Below are 24,678 nucleotides of genomic sequence, written 5' to 3' on the forward strand. Positions count from 1 at the left end.
CTCACAAAAATGGAGTGAACGAATATGTTCGATTCGATACAAGATGCACTAAACGATTTGAAACAAGGGAAGGTCGTCATTGTTTGTGATGATGAAGATCGTGAGAATGAAGGAGACCTTATTGCCCTTGCTGAACACGCCACCCCTGAAGTCATTAATTTTATGATCACCTACGGGAAAGGGCTCGTGTGTACACCTGTAACAGAAGAACTTGCTGATCGCTTAGAACTGTTTCCGATGGTTGAGCGCAACACAGACCCTCACGGTACAGCGTTTACGGTCAGTATTGATCACAAAACAACTTCAACCGGAATATCAGCTGCAGAGCGCTCCGTCACGGTTCAACAGCTTCTAAGTCCAGAGGCAAAATCACAAGACTTCAAACGACCAGGTCACGTCTTCCCTCTCTTAGCTAAAGAAGGAGGCGTGCTTAGACGAGCAGGTCATACAGAAGCCGCAGTGGATCTAGCGAAGCTAGCAGGTGGACAACCGGCTGGTGTCATCTGTGAAATTATTAAAGACGACGGTGAAATGGCACGCGTACCAGATCTTCGTAAGATGGCAGACGAACATGATTTAAAGATGATTACGATCCAAGATCTTATTCAATATCGAAACCGTGAAGAAAAGCTAGTCCAGCGTGAAGTAGAAATTAATTTACCGACTGAATACGGAGAGTTCCGAGCTGTTGGCTATTCAAATGAGATTGATGGCAAAGAACATGTGGCCCTTGTGAAAGGGGACATTCAACCAGATGAGCCAACTCTAGTCCGTGTTCATTCAGAATGCCTAACAGGTGACGTATTCGGTTCGTATCGATGTGACTGTGGACCACAGCTGCATGCTGCTTTAAAGCAAATTGATGAAGCTGGTAAAGGGGTCCTTCTTTATATGCGTCAGGAAGGTCGTGGCATTGGTCTTCTGAACAAGATGCACGCTTATAAATTGCAAGAACAAGGACTGGATACAGTCGAAGCGAATGAAAAGCTAGGTTTCGCAGCAGATCTTAGAGACTATGGTATTGGAGCTCAAATCTTAAAAGACCTTGGCATTACTCAATTAAACTTACTCACGAACAACCCTAAGAAAATTACAGGTCTAAAAGGGTATGGTCTAGAAGTTGTCGACCGCGTTCCGATTCAAATCGAAAGACGCGAAGAGAATGAGCGGTATTTAAGCACAAAACAATCCAAATTAGGACATCTATTTCACTATTAGGAGGACGTAAACATGGGACAAACATTTGAAGGCAACTTAGTTGGTACAGGTTTAAAAGTAGGAATTGTTGTTGGACGTTTCAATGATTTCATCACAAGTAAATTAAACGAAGGAGCTCAAGACGCCCTTAAGCGTCATGGGGTAGCAGAAGAGGACGTAGACGTAGCTTATGTACCAGGCGCTTTTGAAATCCCGATGATCGCAAAACGCATGGCGGATACGGGGAAATACGACGCAGTTATTACACTTGGAGCCGTTATTCGTGGATCTACTCCACACTTTGATTACGTTTGCGGAGAAGCGGCCAAAGGAGTTTCTCAAGCTGCGATGCAGACAGGAGTTCCTGTTATTTTCGGAGTCATTACAACGGAAACGATTGAACAAGCGATTGAACGTGCGGGTACAAAAGCTGGGAATAAAGGATTTGAGGCAGCTACAGCTGCGATCGAAATGGCTACGCTAAACAAATCGTTTGAAGGATAAGGCAGAACAAAAAGAAGGCGCTACGCCTTCTTTTTTACATTTTTTGAAACAAAACAATGGACACGCCCGTAGATTATACTAGAAACTGAACGGTAAGGAGCGTGTTTTCTTGGAAGAACAGTTAGCATACAAGATGAATCGATATATAGACATCACTCATAGGTTGAAAAAGAAGCTAAAGTGGTCAGTCTCTAATAATCAAATCCATATGATGATTGCTTCTATGTATATGGTGAATGAAAAAGAGTTTGATATGGAACGTTTCATACGTCTGAGCGATTATATAAAAGACCAAGTAGGCATGTTTTCAACGTTAAAGTCGCAAGCCAGGTTTACGACGGCCGCTATGCTAGATATTTATTTTGAAGAACCAGAAGAGATGTTTCATAAATACTTAGAAGTATATGAAGGGTTCGTAGATGAGAAGTTTCAGCGCGGGGTCTTCACCTATATTGCCGCTATGGTTCACTTCTTGAAACATAAAGAATTAAATTCACCCCTTGTAGAGCGGGCCCGCTCGATTTACAAAGGAATGCGTGTGGAACATCCATTTCTGACAACGAACACCGATTATCCCCTTTCTGTGCTGTTAGGAGAAGTGGATAAGGAGGAAGAGGCTCTTATTAATTATGTAGAAGCCTTTTACGCTCATTTAAATGAGAAAGGATTTACAAAAGGGAATCAACTACAGTTTCTTAGCCATATTCTTGCCCTTCCTTCAGAGGAGCCGGAGAAAGTGCTGGTTGATCGAATTTTACAAGTAAAATCAGCATTCGTGGAGCATGGTTTAAAAGGAAAACAAGCTTATTATCCTGAGATGGGGATGTTGGCCTTAATGGAAGATGGAACCGAGTATGTAGCTAAGGTGCAACAACTATCCGAAAAGCTCGGAAAAGAGAAGTTGTTCAAATGGTATCCTGAAATGAACGTAAAGGTTGCCACAAATATGGTTGTTAGTGAACGGACAGAAGATACAGGGTTCATAGAAACCAGTTTATATACGGCGGTGGAGGCCATTATCCAAGCTCAGCAAGCGGCAATGGTGGCGGTTCTCGCTAGCAGTTCTGCAGTGGTTTCAAGCGGTGGAGACGGATCATAAAGAAGCGGGCATCCCTTAAGGGTGCCCGCTTTCTTATGCTCATTGTGTTTCCAAAATTTCACGCCGGCCCAGTCCAGTCTATACGTTGCGAACCGGTGGGCTTATGCTTTTGGGATTACATCTAGCTCCAGTCCCCAGCAACTAGTAGACTTCCCTCACCTCTGATCGATAAGTCAACATCGATTCGCGTATGCTCATCGTGTTTCCTTTATCTCACGCCGGCTCAGTCCAGTCTATACGTTGCTAACCGGGGGGCTTATGCTTTTGGGATTAGTATCCGTATCCGCCGCTGAACGCTCCAGCGCCGATAATAATTAGAAGAATAAATAACACAACTACTAAAGCAAATCCTCCACCATAACTGTTAGACATGTGCTCCACCTCTTTGATTTGGAATATGGTATTCTCTCATACCATATGCGTTTCCCGTAAAAGGGGCAGGGCGGGTGTCACGGTTTCACTTTATAAAACAAAGTAAGCCATAAAGGACAGTACGACAGAGGTGATAAGCATTGCAGCAAGAGGGCGCATTGCTTTTGATTTAATACTGGCTAGACTTACGTTAAGTCCGAGGCCACTCATCGCCATGGCCAGTAAGAATGTTGTGACATGTGAAACCCCTGTTAAGAAAGCTTCAGATGTCGGAATGACGTCCCCTAAAAGATACGTCCCTACTAAGCTCATGACGATAAAACCAATTAAGAACCATGGGAAGTTCACTTGTGCCTCTGTCTCATCGTGACGTTTACGACGCATCCAAAATACAAGGATAAAGGAAAGAGGGATTAATAACAGCACCCTTCCTAACTTCGCAAGGAGAGCCATAGCCAGAGCATCTTCGCCAGCCGGTTCAGCTGCTAGTGCCACGTGAGCGATCTCATGCAGGCTCAAACCAGACCATATTCCGTACTGTTCAGCTGATAGGGGAAGAAGTGGACCGATGATGGTATAGGCAATACCAAAGATGGTTCCTACAAGGGCGATAATGCCAACACTTAAGGCAGTGTCTTCTTCTTTAGATTTTAAGATTGGAGACACAGCAGCGATCGCAGCAGCTCCACATACTCCTGTTCCAACGGCCAGAAGCATGGAGATCATTGTATTTGCTTTAAACCAGCGAGACAGGATCATCGTTAAGGTTATAGCTACAATAATCGTGCCAGCTCCTTTAGCTAATAAGCCAAGACCTTCATTTAAAACAACGTCTATGTTGAGTTTCAATCCGAATAAAATAATCGCAACCCGAAGTAATTTCTTCGTGGAAAATTGCAAACCAGAAGCAAGGGCTGTAGGATAACCGAACAATTGGCGAAACAAAATCGCTAACAGAATGGAAGTGGCTAAAGCGCCAATGTACTGAAAGCCTGGTAGCCCAGCCAGTAAAATTCCGAAAGCGGCTAATATAAAGGTAAACCCAATTCCTCCAAGGAACGGAGAACGAGATAAGAATGTATACATAACGTGCACCTCCGTTGATTTATGTTACGCTTGGTAGGTCTATAAGTGAAATAAATCATAATAATATAGGTTATAAGTAATCGCTTATAATGCGAGGTGTTTAAAATGAATGATATGTATAAAGTATTTATTACCGTAGTCGAGCAACAGGGATTTTCGAAAGCAGCGGAACACCTTTACATGACCCAGCCAGCTGTAAGCCAATACATTAAATCATTAGAGTCCAAGATGGGCGTTAAGTTGTTAGATCGAACCTATAAGAAAATGGTTCTGACTAAAGCAGGCGAGATCGTCTATGAGCACGCCAAGCAGATGATTGGGCATCAGGAGACGATGCATCATTTAATTCATGAATTATATAATGAGCCCAAAGGAGAGCTTTCCATTGGAGCAAGCTATACGTACGGGGAATATGTGTTACCACGCATTATTGCACAAATGCGAAAAGAGTATCCGTCGATTCACCCTAAGATTACGATAGGAAATACTCAGGATATCGCTAAACAGGTAGCAGACATGGCGCTTGATATTGGGATTGTTGAAGGAGAGGTGGAAGAGCCTTCTATTGATGTGCATCCGTTTGCTGATGATGAAATGAAGATTGTAGCTTCACACGACCACCCACTAGTACAAAAAGAAGAAGTTACGGTACATGATTTAGAGCAAGCGATGTGGATTACAAGAGAGAAGGGATCAGGAACTCGGGAGGCAACCGAGCGCATGTTTGAAAATGTAGAAATTGACCCAACAGAGCGAATGGAGTTTGGAAGCACCCAAATTATAAAAGAATCGGTGGAGGCAGGACTAGGTCTCACATTCCTATCACTGTGGACGATCCGTAAAGAGATGGCTATGGAAACCTTAGAGGTCATTGATTTGCCAAAAGCCACCTTAAAACGAAGCTTCTCTATCCTCCTGCGCCAGAAACCTATGCACACCAAAGCCACCACCGTCTTCTATAACCTCATACAATCTCACAAATAACCCCGCCACGTGTCAGACACCCTTTATTGCTTTAGCGAGTCATAAGGTGTCAGACACCCTTTACTCCTTTACTCCTTTATTTCGCTAAAGGGTGTCAGGCACCGAAGGGGTGTGCCTCTGGACGCATTGAGAGTTTATAAGTGTGGTGAGGTTTGGGTAGGATGGGGTATAGAATGAAGGAGGAGGTGCCTTATGCAAAAGGTGAACATCGTTTGGTTTCGGCAAGATCTACGCCTGAGTGATCATAAGGCGTTGTATTATGCTTTAAAAGATGCTGAACAATCCAGAGCTAAAGTACTCGGATTGTTTCATATACACCCATCGCTTAATGAATCGTTCACGGTTCGCCATGATTATTTCTTCCGAACGCTTGAGGATCTAATCAACCACGCAGCAGAATATGACTTCCCTATCCACTTTATAACAGGGGAAGTAGAAGAAGCCTTTCAACACTTACTAGACCAAGACTTTGCGATCCGTTCTGTTTTTTATAATAAAGACGAAGTAGGCTTTGGAAGAGAACGGGATCAGAAAGTAAACAAGTGGCTCGAAGCTCAAGGCATAGATGTAGAGAGCTTTGTTGATGCCCATATACATGGGGCTGAAGAAGTTCATAAAAAAGATGGGGGCTATTACAAGGTTTTCACCCCCTATTATCGGATGTGGTCCTCATTAGAAAAGCCCGCCGTATTCAGGGTTGATAAGCAGAAGCTTTCTGAACTTGGGGCAGATTATACCGATCAATTCAAGAGAGGGGAGAAAGCCTTTCGAGACCTCCTCTCCAAATGCACGAAAGAATGGAATCACATAGGGGAACGATCAGCTGTTGGGCGGTTGGCTCATTTTCTCCATCATAAAGTCCATCACTATGAAGAAAATCGAGACTTCCCATCGAAGAATGCTACGAGTATGATTTCTCCTTATTTGAAAAATGGCGTCCTTTCCCCGCGGACCGTCTATCACAAAGCCATGGAGATTAAAGAAGATAACGGAGAGTCGAAAGGGCTTGAGACGTATATCTCTGAAATTGCCTGGCGGGATTTTTATAATATGATTTATTATATTTATCCAAACAGCAAGGACGAAGAAGTCAGCGATCAATACCAGGGAATTGATTGGAACCAGGATGAAGAGTACTTTGAGAAGTGGAAGCAAGGGCAGACCGGATATCCGATTGTGGACGCGGCTATGCGTCAGTTGAATACCATCGGGTGGATGCACAATCGTCTAAGGATGGTCGTGGCTTCATTCCTGACAAAGGACTATTTGATGGACTGGAGAAAAGGGGAACGATATTTCGAAGAATGCCTCATTGATTATGATGCTTCCTCAAATATTGGCGGCTGGCAATGGGCGGCCTCAACTGGAACAGATGCTGTCCCTTATTTCCGCGTATTCAATCCAACCAGACAATCTGAACGGTTTGACCCAGAAGGAACATTTATCAGATCCTACCTTCCTGAACTAAAAGATGTTCCGAAGAAATATATTCATGAACCATCCAAAATGTCGGATGAAGAACAAAACCAGTACAACTGTAAAATAGGGGAAGATTATCCAGAACCAAGCGTTGATCATAAAACGATGCGAAAGCGTGCGATCGAAGTATTTGAACAGCGCAAAGATTCATGAAGGCAGACTCACTTTTGCAATTTCTACTCCTAAAACCTTGCCTCTATCTCTTTGACTAGGCAAGGTTTTGAAAATATGAAATAATAAGAAAATAGAAAAAAGAAAAGGATTATGGAGGGAAATGAACCATGAAACCAACGGAACAACAGCTACAAAAGTATGCAGATCTTGCTATACATACAGGGGTTAATTTACAAGAAGGCCAAGCGTTAGTGATTAATTCGAGCGTGGAGAATGCCGATTTTGTAAGAATCGTTGCCAAGCGAGCTTACGAGGCAGGAGCGAAAGATGTACACGTTCGTTGGTCAGATGAAGATTTAACGTACTTAAAAATGAAGAATGCTCCCATGGAAGTGTTAGAGAATGTACCCGGTTGGAAAGTAGACGAGGTCATGAGTTATGCCAAGGACGGAGCTTCTGTTCTTTCAATCTATGCGCCGAATCCCGATCTACTGAAAGACATCGATCCAAATCGCGTGGCAGCAGCCAACAAAGCAGGCGGCCAAGCCATGAAGGAATACCAGCAATATGTGATGAATGACAAGATTACATGGTCAATCGTCTCTGTTCCAACAGTAAATTGGGCGAAGAAGATTTACCCGAGTGCTACAGAAGAAGAAGCGATGGATCAGCTATGGGATCAAATCTTTAAGATCACACGAATTGATCAGGACGATCCAATTGCAGCGTGGGAAGAGCATAACGCAACGTTACGAAAAGCCCGTGCTTACTTGAATGAAAAGCAGTACAAAAAGCTGGTATATAAAGGGCCAGGAACAGATCTCTCTCTTCAATTAGTGGATAACCACATTTGGCATGGAGGAGATACGAAATCTCAAGACGGGGTGAAGTTTAATCCGAATATGCCGACTGAAGAAGTATTCACAATGCCACATAAAGACGGAGTCAATGGCACCGTAACAAGCACGAAACCATTGAATTATGCAGGCAATCTAATTGAGAACTTTACATTGAAATTTGAGAATGGAAAAGTTGTAGACTTCAAAGCAGAACAAGGCGAAGAGACGTTAAAACTTCTTCTTGATACCGATGAAGGAGCTCGCCATCTAGGTGAAGTAGCGCTTGTTCCTCACCATTCTCCGATCTCTCAATCAGAGCTTATCTTCTTTAACACGTTGTATGATGAGAATGCATCTTGTCACTTAGCTTTAGGAGGCGCTTATCCTACAAATGTAAAAGGCGGTTCTGATATGAGTGAAGAAGAAAAAGCCAAGCACGGGGTTAATGAGAGTATGGTCCATGAAGACTTTATGATGGGGTCTGCTGAGATGGATATTGATGGGGTCTATGAAGATGGTACGTCTGAACCGATTTTCCGAAACGGAAATTGGGCCATTGATTTTGAATAAAGCATAACGAAAAAGTCCAAACCTTGTGTTTGGGCTTTTATTTGTGTCTTCTTTTTCTTATAGTGAAGGTATTCACATGGTTCCTGGGGTGTTGGGGACTCTAAAAAGATACACCAGATAAAGGATGAACAAGATGAGTGATAAACAAGTAGAAGATTATTTACAAAATGGGATCTATGGTACGCCTGAAACAAAGCCTGGAGAGAGGAAGCGTTATTTAGGTACCATTCGAGAACGTGTCGTGTTCGCGCTGACGAAGGGACAGGTTATGAAGGGGAAAGGGGCTATAGAGATGGAGGAGGTTATGAAGAATAACCCGAAAGCCCATCTTCTCCTCAATGGTAAGATTAGTTCCCGTTATTATAAGGCCTACCGAGATAGTGCTTTAAAACACGGACTTGAATATACGGTAATTAATAACCGAGAAGCCAATTCTGACCTCGGAGCTGTCCTCACGTATGAGCACGCTGTAGATGTAGAGGAGATTTTTTTACAAGAGGAGGTAACCGGTACGAGCCCTGAAGTGAAGGGGAATATGGTGAAGCGCTTCCTTAATTTCTTAAGAAGGAAACCATAATTTGGTTTCGGCAGTGCTTGCTTTGGGAAGATGTCTTATAGACTAAGACGAAGGAGTGACTCTGTGAGCACATTAGATTGGTTACAAAAGCAAATCAACGAGGTAGTAGAAGAGCTGGATCTATCCCCTTCTGTCTATCAAATCTTAAAGGAACCCAAGCACTGCATTAAAATTTCGATTCCTCTTGAAAGAGACGACGGAACGATCGAGACCTATACAGGTTTTCGCTCCGTTCATAGTGACCTCTTAGGTCCTGGTAAGGGTGGCATTCGCTTTCACGAAAATGTAAGTGAAGAAGAAGTTGTGGCTCTCTCCATGTGGATGACGATGAAAACATCCATTTTAAAACTTCCTTTTGGAGGGGCCAAAGGTGGCGTTCAAATTGACCCAAGTACATTATCAAAACGTGAACTACAGCGGCTAAGCCGCCAATACGTTCAGCAGATCGAACCGGTTATTGGACCTCAAAAAGATATCCCGGCACCAGATGTGAACACGAATGGTCGTGTCATGGGCTGGATGATGGATGAGTTCTTCAAATTAAGAGGCCGCAATATTCCTGGTTTCATCACAGGGAAACCTCCAGTTGTTGGTGGTTCTGAAGGTCGCGTAGAGGCAACAGGCCGTGGCGTGGTCATTAACATATTAGAAGCGCTGAAGAAGTTAGATATGGATGCGGAAGAGTCCACAGTAGCTATTCAAGGCTTCGGCAATGTAGGTTCGGTTACAGCCAAATCTCTTTACGAAAAAGGGATGAAGGTGACGGCTATCGCCGATGTGGATACGCTCGTCTATGATGAGAGCGGTTTAGACATTCCGGATATGCTAGAGTATATGGAAGAAAATGAAACGTTAAAAGGGTATACAGACGAGAAAGATCCAACAGAGATCTTTGATGTCGAGTGTGACATCTTCATACCCGCGGCGCTTGAAAACCAGTTAACGAAAGACACAGCACCGAAGATTAAAGCCAAGATTGTAGCTGAAGCAGCAAACGGTCCAACAACGGAAGAAGGCGACGATATCCTGGCAGAAAACGGGGTGTTCGTCATCCCGGATATTCTTTGTAACTCAGGTGGCGTGATGGTTTCTGCATTTGAATGGATGCAAAACGATATGCACGACCACTGGGCGAAAGAAGTCGTTAACGAGCGCTTAGATAAAGACATGTCTATTGCGTTCCAGGAAGTTTATGATATGAAAGAAGATATTGATAAAAGTATGCGCCACGCTGCCTTCTACTTAGCAGTGAAGCGGTTAGGTGATGCGATGTACGCACGTGGATGGGTTGATTAATTCAACCCATTCTTTTTTTTTGCCTGATTCCGTCAAGAATCTATAAAAGTATATCTCAAATGCAAGATTTTTGAGTTCAATCGGTTTGAAAGCGTTTAAATATTCTTCAGAGAGGAATAAGACCTAAGTCATGGTCATTATTTAATGCTTATTTCAGCACAGATTTTATACATATTTCAACAGCGTTCGGCGGTGGCAAAACATTAGGGAGGTTATTTATTGAATATTAAACGAGTTGTAACAGCAGGGGCGTTAAGTGCTTCTTTGCTTATTCCAAGTAGCATTACATTTGCAGACAATCACGGAGAGAAAGTGATGAAGCCAACAGTACAAACGGAAGCGGTTGAGCTTAGAGCAACGCTTGATAAACTGTTCTCTGAGCATGTGTACTTAGCGATGACAGCGATGAGGAAAGGGGCAAACGGAGACCCTGACTTTGAAGAAGCTGCAGAAGCTTTAAATGGAAATACAGAAGATTTAACAATGGCGATGGCCAGTGTTTATGGAGTGAACGCCGGTGAGAAGTTCAATCAATTATGGAGTGATCACGTTGGGTACTTCGTAGATTATGTAAAGGCTACGGCTGCTGAGGATGAAGATGCGAAAGAAGAAGCGCTTGCTAACCTTTCTGATTATAAAGAAGAATTCTCTACGTTTATTTCAAACGCTACCAATGGACAGCTTAAAGCTGAGGCATTAGCTGAAGGGTTAGAAACGCATAAAGATCAGCTAATCAGAGGCTTTAACGAATTTGTAGAAGGAGACTATGAAGCAGCTTACGAGACTCAAAGTGAAGCCATGGAGCATATGTATATGACGAGTAAGGGGCTCTCAAGTGCGATTGTGAATCAATATCCTGACAAGTTCAATTCGACGAAATCAGTTACGAAAGCTGCCCAGCTTCGTTCTGATTTAGATTTCTTGTTGTCTGAGCACTTTGCGCTTGCTCAACAAGCGATGCAAAATGGCATCCAGGGAGCACCGGAATTTGAGGCAAATCTTAATACGCTAAATGCGAACACAGATGAGCTAGCTGCGACCATTGGCTCCGTCTATGGAGATAAAGGAGAAGAGAAGTTCAAGAAGCTTTGGAGTTCTCATATTCAATATTTCGTTAATTACGTGGTGGCAACAGGGGAACAAGATGAAGAAGCACGTCAGGACGCGTTAGATGAGCTGGATGAATATCGTGAAGACTTTTCTTCCTTTATGAGTACAGCAACAGATGGTGGCGTGCCGGCAGATGGACTTGCCAAAGGTCTTCAAACACACGTTAAACAACTAACGGGAACATTCGATGCGTATGTAAATGAAGATTATGACAAAGCTTGGGAAATCGCCCGTGAAGGATATGGCCACATGTTTACTCCAGCGAAGCTATTTAGCAGTGCGATTGTGAAGCAATATCCAGATCTATTTACAACAGAAATGGATGGCCCAACCGTTTCAACTCCTGCGGTTGAACTTCGCGCAACCCTTGATCGTTTATTCTCTGAGCATGTGTATTTAGCGATGACAGCGATGCGTAAAGGAGCAAACGGGGACGAAGACTTCTCCCAGGCTGCTGAAGCGCTTAGCAAAAACACAGATGATTTAGCCATGGCCATGACAAACGTATATGGAGAAGACGCTGGCGAACAATTTAAAGACCTGTGGAGCGACCACGTTGGTTACTTCGTTGATTATGTAACAGCAACAGGTGAAGGCAACGAAGAAGCCAAGCAGGAGGCATTAGATAACCTTTCTGACTATAAAGAAGAATTCTCTCAATTCATCTCTACTGCAACAGATGGAAAACTAAAAGCGGAAGGTCTTGCTGAAGGGCTTGAAACTCATAAGGATCAACTTATCGATGGATTTGAAGCATTCGTTGATGGAGACTATGAGAAAGCGTATATGATTCAGAGTAATGCGATGGAACACATGTATATGACCAGTAAAGGTCTGTCTAGTGCGATCGTAAGCCAGTTCCCTGAAGAATATAACGAAACGAAAGCGATGACACCTGCGGCTGAGCTTCGTTCCCGCCTTGATTTCCTTCTGTCTGAGCACTTTGCCCTAGCTCAGCAGGCGATGCAAAACGGCATTGAAGGAGCACCAGAGTTTGATGCCAATGTTAAAACCCTATCTATGAATACAGAAGAATTGGCTTCTGCCATTGGATCTGTTTACGGGGATGAGGCAGGCGAACAATTTAAAGATCTGTGGAGCTCACATATCGGCTACTTTGTTGATTACGTAAAGGCAACAGCCAGTGATGATGAAGAAGCGAAACAAAAAGCCCTTGATGAGTTAGATGACTATCGTAAAGACTTCTCTCTATTTATGGATCAGGCAACAGACGGTCGCGTTCCATCTGCTAAATTGGCACAAGGATTGGCAGTGCACGTTGACCAGTTGACGAAGACGTTCGATAAATACGTCGACGAAGATTATGATGCGGCATGGAGAATTGCGCGTAGTGGATATGGTCATATGTTTACGCCGGCTAAACTATTCAGTGGTGCGATCGTGAATCAGTATCCTGAACAATTTGAAACGGAAGATAAAGAACCAGTCGAAGAAGCTATGTTTGAAGATGTACCGAAAGACCATTGGGCTTATGAACCAATTCAGGCCCTTGCTGATCAAGGTGTCGTAAAAGGAGTAGACGAAAACCATTTTGAACCTGCAAGAGAGATCACACGTGGTGAGTTTACAGCCATTCTTGTAAGATCACTTGGGTTTGAAACAGATATGGAAGTTCCATTTGATGATGTGGGGGACACATTTGCAGATGAAGTAGCTGCTGCCTACCAGGTTGGTATTACAGATGGAATATCTGAAACTAAATTTGCTCCTCATCGCTCCATTACACGCCAGGAAATGGCTGTTATGCTAGTTGAAGCCTATGAGGCAAAAATGGGTATGGAATATGAAGTGACTGAAGATTACATGTACGATGATGAAAATGAAATCAATGATTACTTTAACCACTATATCGATGCTGCCAGAGAGCTTGGTATCATGGAAGGGTATAATGGGAATGACTTTGACCCATTAGCAAATGCAAATCGCGGACAAGCAGCGAAAGTGGTTTACATGCTACACAAACAAATTAAGTAAAGAAAAAACCTCACCAACGTCAAGTTGGTGAGGTTTTTTTAATACCGTAATTTCAAAAGCAATTCCCGAATATTCGAATCCTCTAAGATGGTATCACTGTATTTCTTAGTAATTTCAGTTAAGGCCACATCATGGTAGAAAAATTCTTTAAAGAATTTAACCAAAGGCTGTGATTCTGTTTGAATAGCTTGCCAAACGTTTTGTTCAATGCCAGCAAAAATCATCACTTGATGGTCGATGATAAGAATGCGACTTCGTTCTAATGCTTCGTGCATAGAGTTTGGCACTAATACCGACACATTGGTAATGGATGTATTCAGTTCACCGATGGTGTGAACTTCTACCTCTCCTCCATTTCGTTCAAACTCCTCGAGTAACGGCAGGTGTACGCGTAAGTCATCAGCCCACCCCGAAATAATAATGGAATCTGTTGCCTCTTTAATCATTTCCCTTTGAACGGCCTGGATGGATTGATCATCTTTTAATGTCCATACTCGATCATCAGACGGCGTTTCAACGGTAGGGATATTCCGTAAATGTTCAACGTTTGCCTCGAAGTCGGCCTTTAGTTTCTCAATGGTTGATTCAATTGGTAAAGCCGTATATTGTCGTTTCTTATCAACCGTAGATTCTAAAATCATACCTTTTTCACTCATACGATGAAGCACTTCATACACCTTTGAGCGGGGGACGCCAGATCGTTTAACAATTCCCGTTGCATCAAGGGGTTCATTGATAGAAATGAGGGCTTCATATATCTTGCTTTCATATTGTGTAAATCCAAATGGTTGAAGCATCATTCATAGCTCCCTTTTCGTTCGATTCGTTAGCTCTATCTTAGCATATCTGAATTTCTTATGTGAGAAGGACAGGTGGAAGGTGGGGCACCCTGGGGGGTCATAGAATTTGGGCTTGTACTTTCAAGTTTTTGGAGTTACCATTATAGTGGTAACGAAAATGAGAGGGCGGTATGGATGGATAAGCGTGTATATCTATTAACGATCGTTGCCTTTGTAGTAGGCATGGTCGAACTGATTATAGGTGGAATTTTAGACTTAGTAGCGCTAGATCTTGGCGTTACAGTAGGGAAAGCAGGACTCTTAATATCAATTTTTTCTGTCGTATTTGCGATTGCTGGTCCTATTCTCTTAGCCATGACGTCTCAAATCGAGCGAAAGAAACTGACGTTATGGACACTCGTTGTGTTCTTGGTAGGAAATATCATTGCCGTATTTGCGCCGACGTATGCTGTTTTGATGGCAGCCAGAATGGTCTCAGCAGCTAGTGGGGCGCTCCTTGTCGTACTTTGTGTAACACTTGCTTCAAACATTGTCAGCGATGCGTATCGTGCACGAGCGATTGGCATTGTATTTATGGGAATCAGCGGCTCGCTCGTATTGGGCGTTCCCTTCGGGTTAATGCTAGGAAACGCTTTTGGGTGGCGTGCTCCCTTTGTGTTAATCACCGTATTAACATTGCTTTCAATGGCAGGCGTATATTTCTTTATGGAACGCATTGCGCCTAAACCATCAATCCCTATAAAAGAGCAACTGAAGACGCTTAAGGATCACAAGATTCTGTTTGCGCAAATGACCTCCTTTCTATTTCTGGCCGGTCACTTGACGTTATACGGGTATCTAACTCCATTCTTAAAAACGACAATGGGGTTGAACGGAACGTGGGTCAGTATTGTTTATCTGATCTTTGGCGTTGCCGCTGTATTAGGAGGAGGCGTTGGTGGCATGTTAGCCGATCGTTTCGGTACAAAGCCTTCGGTATTAGGGATTATTTCGGTATTTGCCGTCTCCATATTCCTCATACCTTACACGACGTTCTCGTTTCCGCTGTTTTTAATCGTGATGGTGATCTGGAGTATGCTCAGCTGGGCTGTAACTCCTGCTCAACAAAGCTATCTGATTGAATCAGCCCCTGAGTCATCAGATATTCAACAGAGCTTAAATAACTCAAGCCTTCACCTCGGAATTGCTCTTGGTTCGTCCATTGGAAGTATTGTGATTGAACGGGCCTCTGTAGAGTATAACGCAACAGTTGGAGGAGTGTTTATTGTCATTGCTCTAGGAGCTGCTGTATTCTCCATGACGCGCCAACGGAGTGAAGTTGCGGTTGGGGAACGATAGGATATACGGATCGGAGTAAGCATGGATGTTCATAATCCATGCTTTTTTATCTGTGTTAATTGAAAAAATAGTAGAAATTATCCAATTTTTATGAAAAGATAATGGTATTCAAAGAGGATGGGAGAGAATGATTATCGGAAAAATACTGTATAGTGCCTTCGCTCTAGTGCTAGCTATTCCTTTTTCTCGCCTTATCTTTGGTGGAAGCTGGCTGTGGTATATAGGAATGGATACCACTTTAATTCTTATCTACATAATAGGTTTCTTTATGATCTACAATCATATCTTCACGTCATTGAACAATGACAAAATGGCGACCGCAACGAGTAACCCACAAAAGGAAGTGGGGTTAAATTATAGAGATATAGAGTTAACAACCCCAACTGGTCATCCGATTAAGGGATGGTATATTCCTTCAACCCAAGCATCGGTTGGGAATCCAGTCCTTATCTACTCCCATGGCTTCGGCCTCTCCAGGGAGCAATTAGGAGAGTCTTCTTATGAGCAATTTAAGTACTTCGCAGCACGAGGGTATTCGGTCATTACCTTTGAATATCCAATTGGAGAAAGAGAAGGAGCTCATAAGGTTACAGGTGGTGCTCTAGAGAGCGAAGACCTTGCCACGGTTGTGGACTATGCTAAAGAGATGGGGCACGAATTTGTTGGTTTAATCGGGTATTCTTACGGAGGAAATACGTCGCTATACTATGCAGTCAATAAGGTCACACCTTTAGTGGATGCGATTATCTTAGACTCTTCCATTGTTGTGACTCCCTCCATACTTGCGAGGCAATTACATGTTTGGAGTGGGCTTCCTGTCTACATATCGCTTCCTTTTCTATATCTTTTATGGAAGAGAAAGATGGGATTTAGGAAAGACGATCACCCTATACAAAATGTGTTCAAGACCAGTAGTGACATCCCCATCCTTTTCTGGCATGGGACTTCAGATCGGGATGCTTTCTATGAGGTCATTGAAAGTGTTTATTCAAAGCAGTCTCACCCTTTGACGCAACTACGAACGGTCCAGGACGGCGAACATGTAGAACTTCATACCAAGGTCGGTGAATCTGTCTACAATGAACAGACACTCGATTGGTTAACGCAACTGAATACAGAAAAATTAAAGGCTTAGAGTTTTAGATCTCTAAGCCTCTTTTGTATAATTTCTTTCACGATTCTTCTTCAATCAATTTCTTAACGAGCTGTAAGTTCTGGGCTTCTCGTGTTTCATGGAAAGAAGCGAATGGACATCCTATTTCTTCGAGGCGATCTAATGTATTTCCGATATGGAAAGAGGAAGGATCTAATGTCTCCTTGACTTCCTCCCAGTAAAGCGGTGTTGCTACAGTTGCGCCCTCCCGACCTCGAGGGGAATAGGGGGAGATAATGGTCTTACCCTCAGCATGCTGAACATAGTCAATGTAGAGGCGGTTGCCCCGATTCTTTTTTAAGCGTTCGGTTGTAAACAGGTCGGGATGTTGCCCTATCACCAATTGAGCGACCTTCTCAGTGAATGCACGGGTTTCTTCATACGTTAAGCTTCCAGGCTGTATAGGAATATGAACTTGCATGCCTTTTCCGCCGCTTGTCTTAACAAAAGTCAGTAGTTCGAGCCGATCAAATATGGTTTTTAAAAGGGTAGCGGCTTTGATCGCGAGAGGGAAGGCCTCCCGTTCAGGTGGGTCAAGGTCAAAGACAATCTCATCTGGTGCTGTTTCATCCACTTTTTCAAATGGAAGGTGATACTCAATAGCTCCTTGATTCCCATGCCAGAGAAGCGTGGGGAGGTCGTTACAGATCATATAAGTCTCCTCAGATCCCTCTAGTCGGTTAACAAACATTGGCGCATAGTCTGGCAAGTGCTTTTGGAAGAAGGATTCCTCATCGATCCCCTCAGGAAAGCGAATCACCGTTAACTTCTTATCCTTCACAAAAGGCAAAAGATAAGGAGCTACTTTTCGTAAATACATCAACAGATCTCGCTTTTGAAAAGGCGGCCCAGGCCAAAGGGTTTTATCAAGATTCGTATACTCCATTTGTGGAAAAAGGGATAAATCCCACTCCATTTGATCCAAGGTACAGTCTTCTGGGGATAACTCTAGTAAAAATGAATCAAACATCGGCTCTCGTAAATCATTTTTCTGAGCATGGAGGCACCGAACTCCTACGCAGACACCCGTTTGGAGCGTATAGAGATCTCCGGATTTTTGTCCTTTATTTGTAAAGAAAGTTTGAAGAGTTTGTTGACCCTCTGTGGACAGACCGTGTTTCACAGAACCCACATCCACAAGGTTATCCCCTTTATACACAGCTGCATGGAAATAGCCGTTCTCTGGTTTATAAGCGGTAAGCACCGTTTGAATCACTCGCCAATTTTTAATCTTAAGCCAATCATTGCTCCGTTCACCAGGTTTATAGGTACTTTTCTTGTTCTTTGCTACAATTCCTTCTCCTCTGTGCAAGAAAACAAGCTCTTGAATGTCTTTTAAATTGGAGTAGCTGTCCACAATGTGTACACAGTCTTTCCACTTTCCCAGTCTTTTGCGCCTTTCTTGATAAGACTGGCTCATGTAGGTTTCGTTATTTTGTTTAAGAAGGTCGAACGCGACAAAGGTGGCAGGGCGTTCCGCTGCGGCTTGATTTATAGGATCTTTACTTCGCATTCTGTTCCGCTTTTGCAAGAGTGAGAATTGACTTTGAATAGAAGTCGTGAGGATACAGATTTCACCGTCAAGCAAAAGGGGGAGTTCGTTTTTAACGGATGGCGTTTGATCGGCTATTGCTTTAATAATTTCTGGGAACTGATCGGTTAGGTCATTTCCATTTCGACTTGTTAGAGTAACGTTTTCCTTGGTCCAATGGAGTAATGCGCGGAAACCATCATATTTCACTTCATACACCCATGACGGTCCTTCGGGAGTATCTTCAGTGAGCGTTGGAAGCATAGGTTTTAGCATAAGAACCTCCTTTTCCACTAGTGTACCTAACCCTTCCTGATTTACTCGTTTCATCATAAAACAAAGCCTTGTTGCAAACGCTAAAAGAAAAAGAGGGTGAATCCTATGCATACAATGTGGAAAGGGACGATTAGTTTTGGTCTCGTGAATATTCCGGTCAAACTTCATTCAGCAACAGAAAATAAAGATATTAGCCTGCGTCAGCTTCATGATGAGTGCAAATCACCGATTGAATATGAACGTACATGCCCGGTGTGTGAACGTGAGGTAGAGAAAGAAGAAATTGTGAAGGCGTATGAATATGCAAAGAATAAGTTCGTTGTGTTAGATGACGAAGAACTAGAGGAATTAAAGAAGGAGCAGTCTTCTAAAGCGGTTGAGATCATGGACTTCGTTAAGTTATCAGATATAGATCCGATTTATTTTGAGAAAAGTTATTATCTCTCTCCTGATGAAGGAGGGACAAAGGCTTACTCTTTACTAAGGCAAACTCTTACGGATACAGAGAAGATTGGGGTAGCCAAAATTATCATACGATCCAAAGAACAGCTGGCGATTGTAAGGGTGTATGAGAATACATTAGTGATGGAGACCATTCATTATCCTGATGAGGTCAGAGACGTGAAGGAAGTACCGAATGTACCTGAAGAGATGGAGTTAGGGAAAAAAGAATTAGAAACAGCGAAGACACTTGTAGAGCAGCTAACCAGTGACTTTGATCCTGAACAATATAAGGATGATTACCGTCAAGCGCTCCTTGATCTAATCGAGGCGAAGAAGAACAATGAAGACATTTCTACCGCTGAGCCAAAGCCTACGCCGGATAATGTAACAGACTTAATGGAGGCACTCGAGAAGTCGCTCGATAAGAATAATAAGAAAACGAAAAAGAAATCGACGAAGAAGAAATCTGCTAAAACTGGGAACGAACAGAAGTCAACGTCAAAGAAAACATCCTAAACATTACGATTACGTGATACAAGGATTACAATTCAATAACATCCTTCCTAAACCCCCTCTTATATACGAACGGTTGTGGTAACCGTTCTAAAAGGAGGGGTTTGTTATGAAGAGAGAAGCCTATTTCGATAATGCAAAATGGATTTTAATGTTTCTTGTCGTATTCGGGCATGTGATTCAGCCCTTTACGGATCAGCACCCGCTATACAACGTACTTTATAAGTGGATCTATACGTTCCACATGCCTGCATTTATAATCGTTTCTGGATATTTCGCTCAAGCGAAAATGAATAAAACATATGCCTTAAAGTTGGCGAAGAAACTCCTGCTTCCTTATTTAAGTTTTCAAGCTATTTATACAATCTATTATGCTCTCATAGGGAAGTCTGGATGGTGGAAGCCTCCATTTGAGCCGCAATGGGCTCTTTGGTTCCTGGTGAGTCTGTTCTGTTGGCACATTATGCTTTATTGGTATAGACGATTGCCAAAGCACATGGCGATCTTTATATCCATTCAAATTGGTGTCTTAGTAGGATATATGAGTGGGATTGATCATTCGTTCAGTCTGTCGAGAACATTTGTATTCTTCCCGTTCTTCTTAATCGGTCATTGGATTGGCACAGATGAAATGAACTGGTTACGTGAGACAAGAACGAGAGTGTTGGCACTCGGCGTTATGCTTTCTGTCGCACTCGCCATTCTCTTCGCTCCTTCATTTGATACAAGTTGGTTCTTTGGGTCAAAGTCTTACACAGTGCTCAGAATGCCTGAATGGGGAGGCTTTATCCGATTAGCGTGTTATGCGGTGAGTATCTCCATGGCGTTTAGTGTCTTAGCATGGATCCCAACTAAGACCTATTCATGGACAAAGTATGGAGCATATACGCTTTATGTATATTTATTGCATGGTTTCGTGATCCAGTTAATCCGTGAACACGACTTAATTCATGTTTACTCTCCGTATGATGTCATTTATCTTGTGACATTTTCGTTTATTATAATGGGACTATTTGTCTCGAAACCTGCCGTGACGCTCATGACACCGATTCTTCAGTGGAAATCCTTTGGATGGAAGGTTAAGAAGTATCCTGTTAAAGAAGTGGGCTCAGGTTCTACCCATTAGAAAAGAGGCGCTTGAATCCAAGCGCCTCTTTTCTATGCCTGCCTGTTGCATGAAGGTCAAAGAATCAGACAGTTACCCAAGCCATAAACTCTCATCAAACTCTTGCTGTGCTTCTAACGAAATTACGGAATTCTGGTTTCTTCTCAATCAGAGACGGATGCCCGAACTCCATAGATTCAATGATGCTTTCTTCAGAATATCCAGTGAAAAGGGAAAGGGTCTGGATATTCGGTTTACTGGCACCGCGCCAGTTTTTTACCCACTCTTGGGTTTGAAAGAATACGATTAAATGTCTGCGATGAACAGAATACGGGCGTTTGTGTGTCAACTGTTCAACTCTCCTTTTCTTTTGATATAGGTAATGTGAGTTTGGCTGGGTGATTACGTTTTACCTTCCCATTTCTATGAGTCTTAAACCTATTAGAAAGGTGCCTAGAGGTTTAAGTTCACTCATTTAGTGATAAGAAAACAAGTAGAGATTCGTTTAAGCGTGTTGAATTAAAGGAGTGTGTAAAAATGGCAAAGAAAATGTTAATGATCGTAACCAATGCAGGTCGGTTAGATGAAGATCATCAGACAGGCTTATGGCTATCAGAGTTTGCTGAACCCTTTATGGAATTTACACAAGCAGGATATGACGTGACCGTAGCAAGCGTTGCTGGTGGCGAAATCCCAATTGATCCACATAGTATTTCTGGGGAAGAGCCAGACGAATGGGAAGGGGTTATGGAGCCTCTTAAGGATACAGCTGTTCTAAGTGATTTGAACACTGAGGAATATGACGGCGTCTTCTTACCAGGCGGGCACGGAACCATGGTTGACTTCCCAGATAACGAAGCGATCAAGAAAGCCCTGCAGCCTTTCTTTGAACAAGATAAAGTTATCGGTTCCGTCTGTCACGGCACCGCAGCCTTCGTTGGGGTAACGAACCAGAATGGAAAGCCGTTCATTGATGGAAAACGAATAACTGCTTTCACGAATGCGGAAGAGAAAGACCAAGGACTTGATGAAAAGGTGCCTTTCTTGCTAGAAACGCGTCTAACAGAGATCGGAGCAAACTTTATGGCTGAACCGAACTATACCGAACATGTAGAAGCGGATGGAAATCTTGTTACAGGCCAGAATCCACAATCCAGTTTAGCAGCGGCTCGAAAAGTCGTTCAAAAGCTCGGACAATAATGTGTAAACCGTAACCCAATGACAGGAAAAGCCTCTCAGGGGATACGTTTTATAGATAAAGGCAGGGGAGTTTTCCTCTGTCTTTTTTCATGGGGTCTTACTTTAATGAATAGTTTTGTTAAAGTTGATTGTTGATTTTAAACGCCTTCCATATAAGGCTCTAATATGGAGCACCGGAAAGTGAGAATGTTTCCGTTAGCATTAGTCTGAGCGGAAGGTGGTTCGGGAAATCACTCGCTTTCCGCGGCGAGCTGGGAAGCCTCCTCGTTCGCTTGCGCTCTCTGTGGGGTCTCCCCTAGGCTCCTACTGCCGCAGGAGTCTCGCAATTTCCCGAACCACCTTTGCCATAAATGAAAAAACGGAAACATGCCATATTAGGAAGTAGAGTGTTGCATCTACACTTAAATGGTTCACCTTAAGAGGGGAACAATAAAAAAGCCCCGCAAGTATCAACACTTGCGGGGCTGGTATTAGAATAAGAAGTGCGCGACGATTGTAATTACAGGAAGTGTAATCAGGGTACGTTCAATAAAGAGAATAAATAACTCTTTAAAGTTAATCGGAATCTTAGACCCTAATACCACACCACCAACTTCAGACATATAAATAAGTTGTGTAACCGATAGAGCCGCAATGATAAAGCGAGTCATCTCACTTTCGATCGTGCTTCCCATTAAAGCTGGGAGGAACATATCGGCGAATCCAACCAGGATCGTTTCTGAAGCCGCTGCTGCTTCTGGAATTTGGAATAGCTCGAGCAGTGGAATAAATGGCATCCCGATCCACGAGAAGAACGGAGTGTGTTCAGCGATAATCAGTGTGACTGTACCGATCGCCATAATAATCGGGGCAACCCCCATCCACATGTCTAAAATGTTTTGAGTTCCTTGTTTCAGAAACTGAGGTAAGCTTGGGGCTTGTTTCGTTCGTTCGACAGCTTTGTAATATCCCCAAGAAAAAGCGTTATAGCCTTTTGGCGTTCCAGGCTCAGGCTTTTTCTCCTCACCACTTACATAAGAGTCTTCTTTTCTTGAAAGGGGCGGAATGCGTGGCATGATAATCGCAGCTACGACACCAGCCAAAAGGACGGTGGCATAGAACGGTACGAACATGTCAGCAAGTTTTACTTGGTCAATAACCACAAGCGTAAATGTAATCGATACGACTGAGAAAGTGGTTCCGACTACCGCAGCTTCACGTTTCGTATAGTGTCCTTCCTCATACTGTTTACTTGTTAACAAGACGCCGATTGTCCCGTCCCCAAGCCATGAGGCCAGGGAATCAATCGAAGAACGACCAGGTAACGTAAAGAGGGGACGCATGACTTTCGTTAGCATAATTCCGAAGAATTCAAGCAGTCCGAAGTTTAACAGCAGTGGTAAAAACATTCCCGCAAAGAGGAAGACCGTAAATAGGATGTGAAGCAAACTATCTTCTCCACCTAATAAGAGTCCGCCTGTTGCACTGGAGTAAACTTCTTCAGGTCCTAATTTATAAAACGTCATAATGGCAAATACAGCGCCGACGACCCGAATCAGCGTCCAGGACCATGGAACGAACAGAAGACCTGTGAAGAACGGTGATTTCTTCACCACTTGCCCGTTTGTCAGCTTAGCCAAAAGAGTAAGGCCAGCAGTCAATGTAATAATAATAGTCATAATCGCGGGCAGTTGAGCTTGTAAGGCCTCTTGTAATTTCGATGCGAAGAATGCAATAGGAATCGTAATGCTATCTTCGAATTTCATTGGTGTCATAAATAATACAATCCCAATGAGGGATGGAAGAATAAACAGAAGATGATTCTTTGGTTTAAATGGAAATTTATTATTTGAATTCATGGGACTAACCCTCCTGGTGTACAGAATTTCCGACATAAAAATACAACAGAATTCATTTTAATACATGTAATATAAAAATGCTAATAAAAATTTATGGAAGTGAATAGATATGCGAAAACCTAACTAGTTTTATGCATGACACGTAGTCGATAGGAATCATCTTTCTTAAGGATGAGTGATGAAACAATCGGTTCAGGGAAAGAATAAAAACTATTGAAATTCGAAACTAACGGGAATGGAGCCTACAATGAACATACATTATTTCTAAAAATGAGGGATTCGATATGCGAACGTTTGCAACGCCTAAATTGGTCGTAAGTAAATGTCTAGAATTTGATGATGTACGGTATAACGGCGAACGAATACCGGATAAAGTCGTTCAGCGGTTGATGCCTTATGTAACCTTTATACCAGTATGCCCCGAAATGGAAATAGGTCTTGGCGTCCCCCGCGATGTGATTCGCATCGTTCGAAAGGGGGATGAAGAGCGCTTAGTACAACCTTCTAGCGGAGATGATCTAACAGAATCGATGACTCATTTTGCGAAAGGATTTCTAAATTCTTTACCCGATGTGGATGGGTTTTTACTGAAGAATCGGTCCCCTACTTGTGGAATTCAAGACGTAAAAGTGTACGACAAAATAGAGAAGTCGCCTGTCGTTGGGAAGACTAAAGGGTTATTCGCACAAGAAGTCCTGTCAGAACATGAAGCCCTGGCGATCGAGGAAGAAGGGCGATTAAAGAATTTCCGGATTAGGGAGCATTTCTTCACGAAGCTTTTTACCTTTGCGGCCTTTCGGGAAATGAAAGAATCTCCGTCTATGAAGAAATTAGTCGCTTTCCATTCTGAGAACAAATACTTATTCATGTCTTACAACCAGACCACATTGAAGGATATGGGAAGGATTGTGGCGAATCATAATCAGCTCTCAATGGAAGAGGTGTTAGATTCCTACGAAGAGAAACTAGGCTGGATGCTAAGGAGAGCACCAAGTCGAAAATCAAACGTAAACGTATGCCAGCATATTATGGGGTACTTCAAGAACGAACTCACAAGACAAGAAAAGCGTTATTTCCTCGAGGAGCTGGACAAATACTATGAGGAAAAAATTCCTCTCAGCACCATCCTCGGCATATTAAAGTCTTGGGTTATTCGCTTCGATGATGAGTACCTCCTAAGCCAAACATATTTCCAACCCTATCCGGAAGACCTCGTAGAAATCAGCGACTCCGGTAAAGGAAGAGCCTATACGTAAAG

At 42.9% G+C, this 24,678-nt stretch carries 21 protein-coding genes; 15 read left to right on the forward strand and 6 right to left on the reverse strand.

What is annotated here, in order from left to right:
- Nucleotides 1–24 precede the first annotated feature (24 nt).
- The 3 genes from LQ226_RS09430 (at nt 25) to LQ226_RS09440 (ending at nt 2,800) form a co-directional block, all read left to right on the forward strand.
- Nucleotides 25–1,218: a bifunctional 3,4-dihydroxy-2-butanone-4-phosphate synthase/GTP cyclohydrolase II gene (locus tag LQ226_RS09430; protein ID WP_231417645.1), complete on the forward strand. Its 1,194-nt coding sequence runs from the start codon at nt 25–27 to the stop codon at nt 1,216–1,218.
- A gap of 12 nt (nt 1,219–1,230) precedes the next feature.
- Nucleotides 1,231–1,701, forward strand: a complete 471-nt coding sequence (gene ribH / locus LQ226_RS09435) for a 6,7-dimethyl-8-ribityllumazine synthase (protein WP_231417646.1) — start codon at nt 1,231–1,233, stop codon at nt 1,699–1,701.
- 109 nt (nt 1,702–1,810) lie between these two features.
- A complete protein-coding gene (locus LQ226_RS09440) occupies nt 1,811–2,800 on the forward strand; it encodes a DUF4003 family protein (RefSeq protein WP_231417647.1) in 990 nt (329 codons plus the stop codon).
- A gap of 270 nt (nt 2,801–3,070) precedes the next feature.
- On the opposite strand, the gene LQ226_RS09445 is transcribed toward LQ226_RS09440, so the two are convergent.
- A complete protein-coding gene (locus LQ226_RS09445; RefSeq protein WP_231417648.1) occupies nt 3,071–3,172 on the reverse strand; it encodes a YjcZ family sporulation protein in 102 nt (33 codons plus the stop codon).
- Nucleotides 3,173–3,262: 90 nt separating this feature from the next.
- Nucleotides 3,263–4,258: a YeiH family protein gene (locus LQ226_RS09450; protein WP_231417649.1), complete on the reverse strand. Its 996-nt coding sequence runs from the start codon at nt 4,256–4,258 to the stop codon at nt 3,263–3,265.
- A 105-nt stretch (nt 4,259–4,363) separates the two neighbouring features.
- On the opposite strand from LQ226_RS09450, the gene LQ226_RS09455 reads away from it, so the two are divergent.
- The 6 genes from LQ226_RS09455 (at nt 4,364) to LQ226_RS09480 (ending at nt 13,222) form a co-directional block, all read left to right on the forward strand.
- Entirely contained in the window at nt 4,364–5,242 is an 879-nt protein-coding gene (locus tag LQ226_RS09455; RefSeq protein WP_231417650.1) for a LysR family transcriptional regulator, read from the forward strand.
- Between the two features lie 192 nt (nt 5,243–5,434).
- Nucleotides 5,435–6,874, forward strand: a complete 1,440-nt coding sequence (locus LQ226_RS09460; RefSeq protein WP_231417651.1) for a cryptochrome/photolyase family protein — start codon at nt 5,435–5,437, stop codon at nt 6,872–6,874.
- A gap of 128 nt (nt 6,875–7,002) precedes the next feature.
- Nucleotides 7,003–8,244, forward strand: a complete 1,242-nt coding sequence (locus LQ226_RS09465; protein WP_231417652.1) for an aminopeptidase — start codon at nt 7,003–7,005, stop codon at nt 8,242–8,244.
- A gap of 133 nt (nt 8,245–8,377) precedes the next feature.
- Complete coding sequence (locus tag LQ226_RS09470) at nt 8,378–8,821, forward strand: YueI family protein (protein ID WP_231417653.1); 444 nt, start codon at nt 8,378–8,380, stop codon at nt 8,819–8,821.
- A gap of 63 nt (nt 8,822–8,884) precedes the next feature.
- The gene (locus LQ226_RS09475) at nt 8,885–10,117 is read left to right on the forward strand and encodes a Glu/Leu/Phe/Val family dehydrogenase (RefSeq protein ID WP_231417654.1); all 1,233 of its coding nucleotides are present in this window, start codon (nt 8,885–8,887) and stop codon (nt 10,115–10,117) included.
- 219 nt (nt 10,118–10,336) lie between these two features.
- Entirely contained in the window at nt 10,337–13,222 is a 2,886-nt protein-coding gene (locus LQ226_RS09480; protein WP_231417655.1) for an S-layer homology domain-containing protein, read from the forward strand.
- 38 nt (nt 13,223–13,260) lie between these two features.
- Here the strand turns inward: LQ226_RS09480 and LQ226_RS09485 are convergent, their stop codons facing one another.
- The gene (locus LQ226_RS09485; RefSeq protein WP_231417972.1) at nt 13,261–14,019 is read right to left on the reverse strand and encodes a TrmB family transcriptional regulator; all 759 of its coding nucleotides are present in this window, start codon (nt 14,017–14,019) and stop codon (nt 13,261–13,263) included.
- Between the two features lie 177 nt (nt 14,020–14,196).
- On the opposite strand from LQ226_RS09485, the gene LQ226_RS09490 reads away from it, so the two are divergent.
- Both LQ226_RS09490 and LQ226_RS09495 read left to right on the forward strand, forming a co-directional pair.
- Nucleotides 14,197–15,360: an MFS transporter gene (locus LQ226_RS09490; protein WP_231417656.1), complete on the forward strand. Its 1,164-nt coding sequence runs from the start codon at nt 14,197–14,199 to the stop codon at nt 15,358–15,360.
- Between the two features lie 127 nt (nt 15,361–15,487).
- Nucleotides 15,488–16,495 (forward strand): alpha/beta hydrolase, encoded by a 1,008-nt coding sequence (locus tag LQ226_RS09495; RefSeq protein ID WP_231417657.1) that lies wholly within the window; start codon nt 15,488–15,490, stop codon nt 16,493–16,495.
- 37 nt (nt 16,496–16,532) lie between these two features.
- Here the strand turns inward: LQ226_RS09495 and LQ226_RS09500 are convergent, their stop codons facing one another.
- The gene (locus LQ226_RS09500) at nt 16,533–18,377 is read right to left on the reverse strand and encodes a DNA ligase D (protein ID WP_231417658.1); all 1,845 of its coding nucleotides are present in this window, start codon (nt 18,375–18,377) and stop codon (nt 16,533–16,535) included.
- A gap of 48 nt (nt 18,378–18,425) precedes the next feature.
- On the opposite strand from LQ226_RS09500, the gene ku reads away from it, so the two are divergent.
- Both ku and LQ226_RS09510 read left to right on the forward strand, forming a co-directional pair.
- Nucleotides 18,426–19,280 carry a non-homologous end joining protein Ku gene (ku, locus tag LQ226_RS09505; RefSeq protein WP_231417659.1) on the forward strand — a complete coding sequence of 285 codons (855 nt, stop codon included), beginning with the start codon at nt 18,426–18,428 and terminating at the stop codon, nt 19,278–19,280.
- A 106-nt stretch (nt 19,281–19,386) separates the two neighbouring features.
- Nucleotides 19,387–20,403 carry an acyltransferase family protein gene (locus tag LQ226_RS09510; RefSeq protein WP_231417660.1) on the forward strand — a complete coding sequence of 339 codons (1,017 nt, stop codon included), beginning with the start codon at nt 19,387–19,389 and terminating at the stop codon, nt 20,401–20,403.
- 94 nt (nt 20,404–20,497) lie between these two features.
- On the opposite strand, the gene LQ226_RS09515 is transcribed toward LQ226_RS09510, so the two are convergent.
- Entirely contained in the window at nt 20,498–20,731 is a 234-nt protein-coding gene (locus LQ226_RS09515; protein ID WP_231417661.1) for a hypothetical protein, read from the reverse strand.
- Between the two features lie 188 nt (nt 20,732–20,919).
- On the opposite strand from LQ226_RS09515, the gene LQ226_RS09520 reads away from it, so the two are divergent.
- On the forward strand, nt 20,920–21,582 hold the full coding sequence (locus LQ226_RS09520; RefSeq protein WP_231417662.1) for a type 1 glutamine amidotransferase domain-containing protein: 663 nt from the start codon (nt 20,920–20,922) through the stop codon (nt 21,580–21,582).
- Between the two features lie 470 nt (nt 21,583–22,052).
- Here the strand turns inward: LQ226_RS09520 and LQ226_RS09525 are convergent, their stop codons facing one another.
- Complete coding sequence (locus LQ226_RS09525; protein ID WP_231417663.1) at nt 22,053–23,420, reverse strand: YjiH family protein; 1,368 nt, start codon at nt 23,418–23,420, stop codon at nt 22,053–22,055.
- Between the two features lie 284 nt (nt 23,421–23,704).
- On the opposite strand from LQ226_RS09525, the gene LQ226_RS09530 reads away from it, so the two are divergent.
- Nucleotides 23,705–24,676, forward strand: a complete 972-nt coding sequence (locus tag LQ226_RS09530; RefSeq protein WP_231417664.1) for a YbgA family protein — start codon at nt 23,705–23,707, stop codon at nt 24,674–24,676.
- Nucleotides 24,677–24,678 lie beyond the last annotated feature (2 nt).

The sequence above is a fragment of the Pontibacillus sp. HN14 genome (assembly GCF_021129245.1).
In the GTDB taxonomy this organism is placed as follows: Bacteria; Bacillota; Bacilli; order Bacillales; family BH030062; genus Pontibacillus.

Excerpts from the sequence above, each read along its gene's own strand:
- LQ226_RS09430 (WP_231417645.1), top strand. The coding sequence starts at position 25 with ATGTTCGATTCGATACAAGATGCACTAAACGATTTGAAACAAGGGAAG.
- ribH (WP_231417646.1), top strand. The coding sequence starts at position 1,231 with ATGGGACAAACATTTGAAGGCAACTTAGTTGGTACAGGTTTAAAAGTA.
- LQ226_RS09445 (WP_231417648.1), bottom strand. The coding sequence starts at position 3,172 with ATGTCTAACAGTTATGGTGGAGGATTTGCTTTAGTAGTTGTGTTATTT.
- LQ226_RS09450 (WP_231417649.1), bottom strand. The coding sequence starts at position 4,258 with ATGTATACATTCTTATCTCGTTCTCCGTTCCTTGGAGGAATTGGGTTT.
- LQ226_RS09455 (WP_231417650.1), top strand. The coding sequence starts at position 4,364 with ATGAATGATATGTATAAAGTATTTATTACCGTAGTCGAGCAACAGGGA.
- LQ226_RS09460 (WP_231417651.1), top strand. The coding sequence starts at position 5,435 with ATGCAAAAGGTGAACATCGTTTGGTTTCGGCAAGATCTACGCCTGAGT.
- LQ226_RS09465 (WP_231417652.1), top strand. The coding sequence starts at position 7,003 with ATGAAACCAACGGAACAACAGCTACAAAAGTATGCAGATCTTGCTATA.
- LQ226_RS09470 (WP_231417653.1), top strand. The coding sequence starts at position 8,378 with ATGAGTGATAAACAAGTAGAAGATTATTTACAAAATGGGATCTATGGT.
- LQ226_RS09485 (WP_231417972.1), bottom strand. The coding sequence starts at position 14,019 with ATGCTTCAACCATTTGGATTTACACAATATGAAAGCAAGATATATGAA.
- LQ226_RS09490 (WP_231417656.1), top strand. The coding sequence starts at position 14,197 with ATGGATAAGCGTGTATATCTATTAACGATCGTTGCCTTTGTAGTAGGC.
- LQ226_RS09495 (WP_231417657.1), top strand. The coding sequence starts at position 15,488 with ATGATTATCGGAAAAATACTGTATAGTGCCTTCGCTCTAGTGCTAGCT.
- LQ226_RS09500 (WP_231417658.1), bottom strand. The coding sequence starts at position 18,377 with ATGATGAAACGAGTAAATCAGGAAGGGTTAGGTACACTAGTGGAAAAG.
- ku (WP_231417659.1), top strand. The coding sequence starts at position 18,426 with ATGCATACAATGTGGAAAGGGACGATTAGTTTTGGTCTCGTGAATATT.
- LQ226_RS09510 (WP_231417660.1), top strand. The coding sequence starts at position 19,387 with ATGAAGAGAGAAGCCTATTTCGATAATGCAAAATGGATTTTAATGTTT.
- LQ226_RS09520 (WP_231417662.1), top strand. The coding sequence starts at position 20,920 with ATGGCAAAGAAAATGTTAATGATCGTAACCAATGCAGGTCGGTTAGAT.
- LQ226_RS09525 (WP_231417663.1), bottom strand. The coding sequence starts at position 23,420 with ATGAATTCAAATAATAAATTTCCATTTAAACCAAAGAATCATCTTCTG.
- LQ226_RS09530 (WP_231417664.1), top strand. The coding sequence starts at position 23,705 with ATGCGAACGTTTGCAACGCCTAAATTGGTCGTAAGTAAATGTCTAGAA.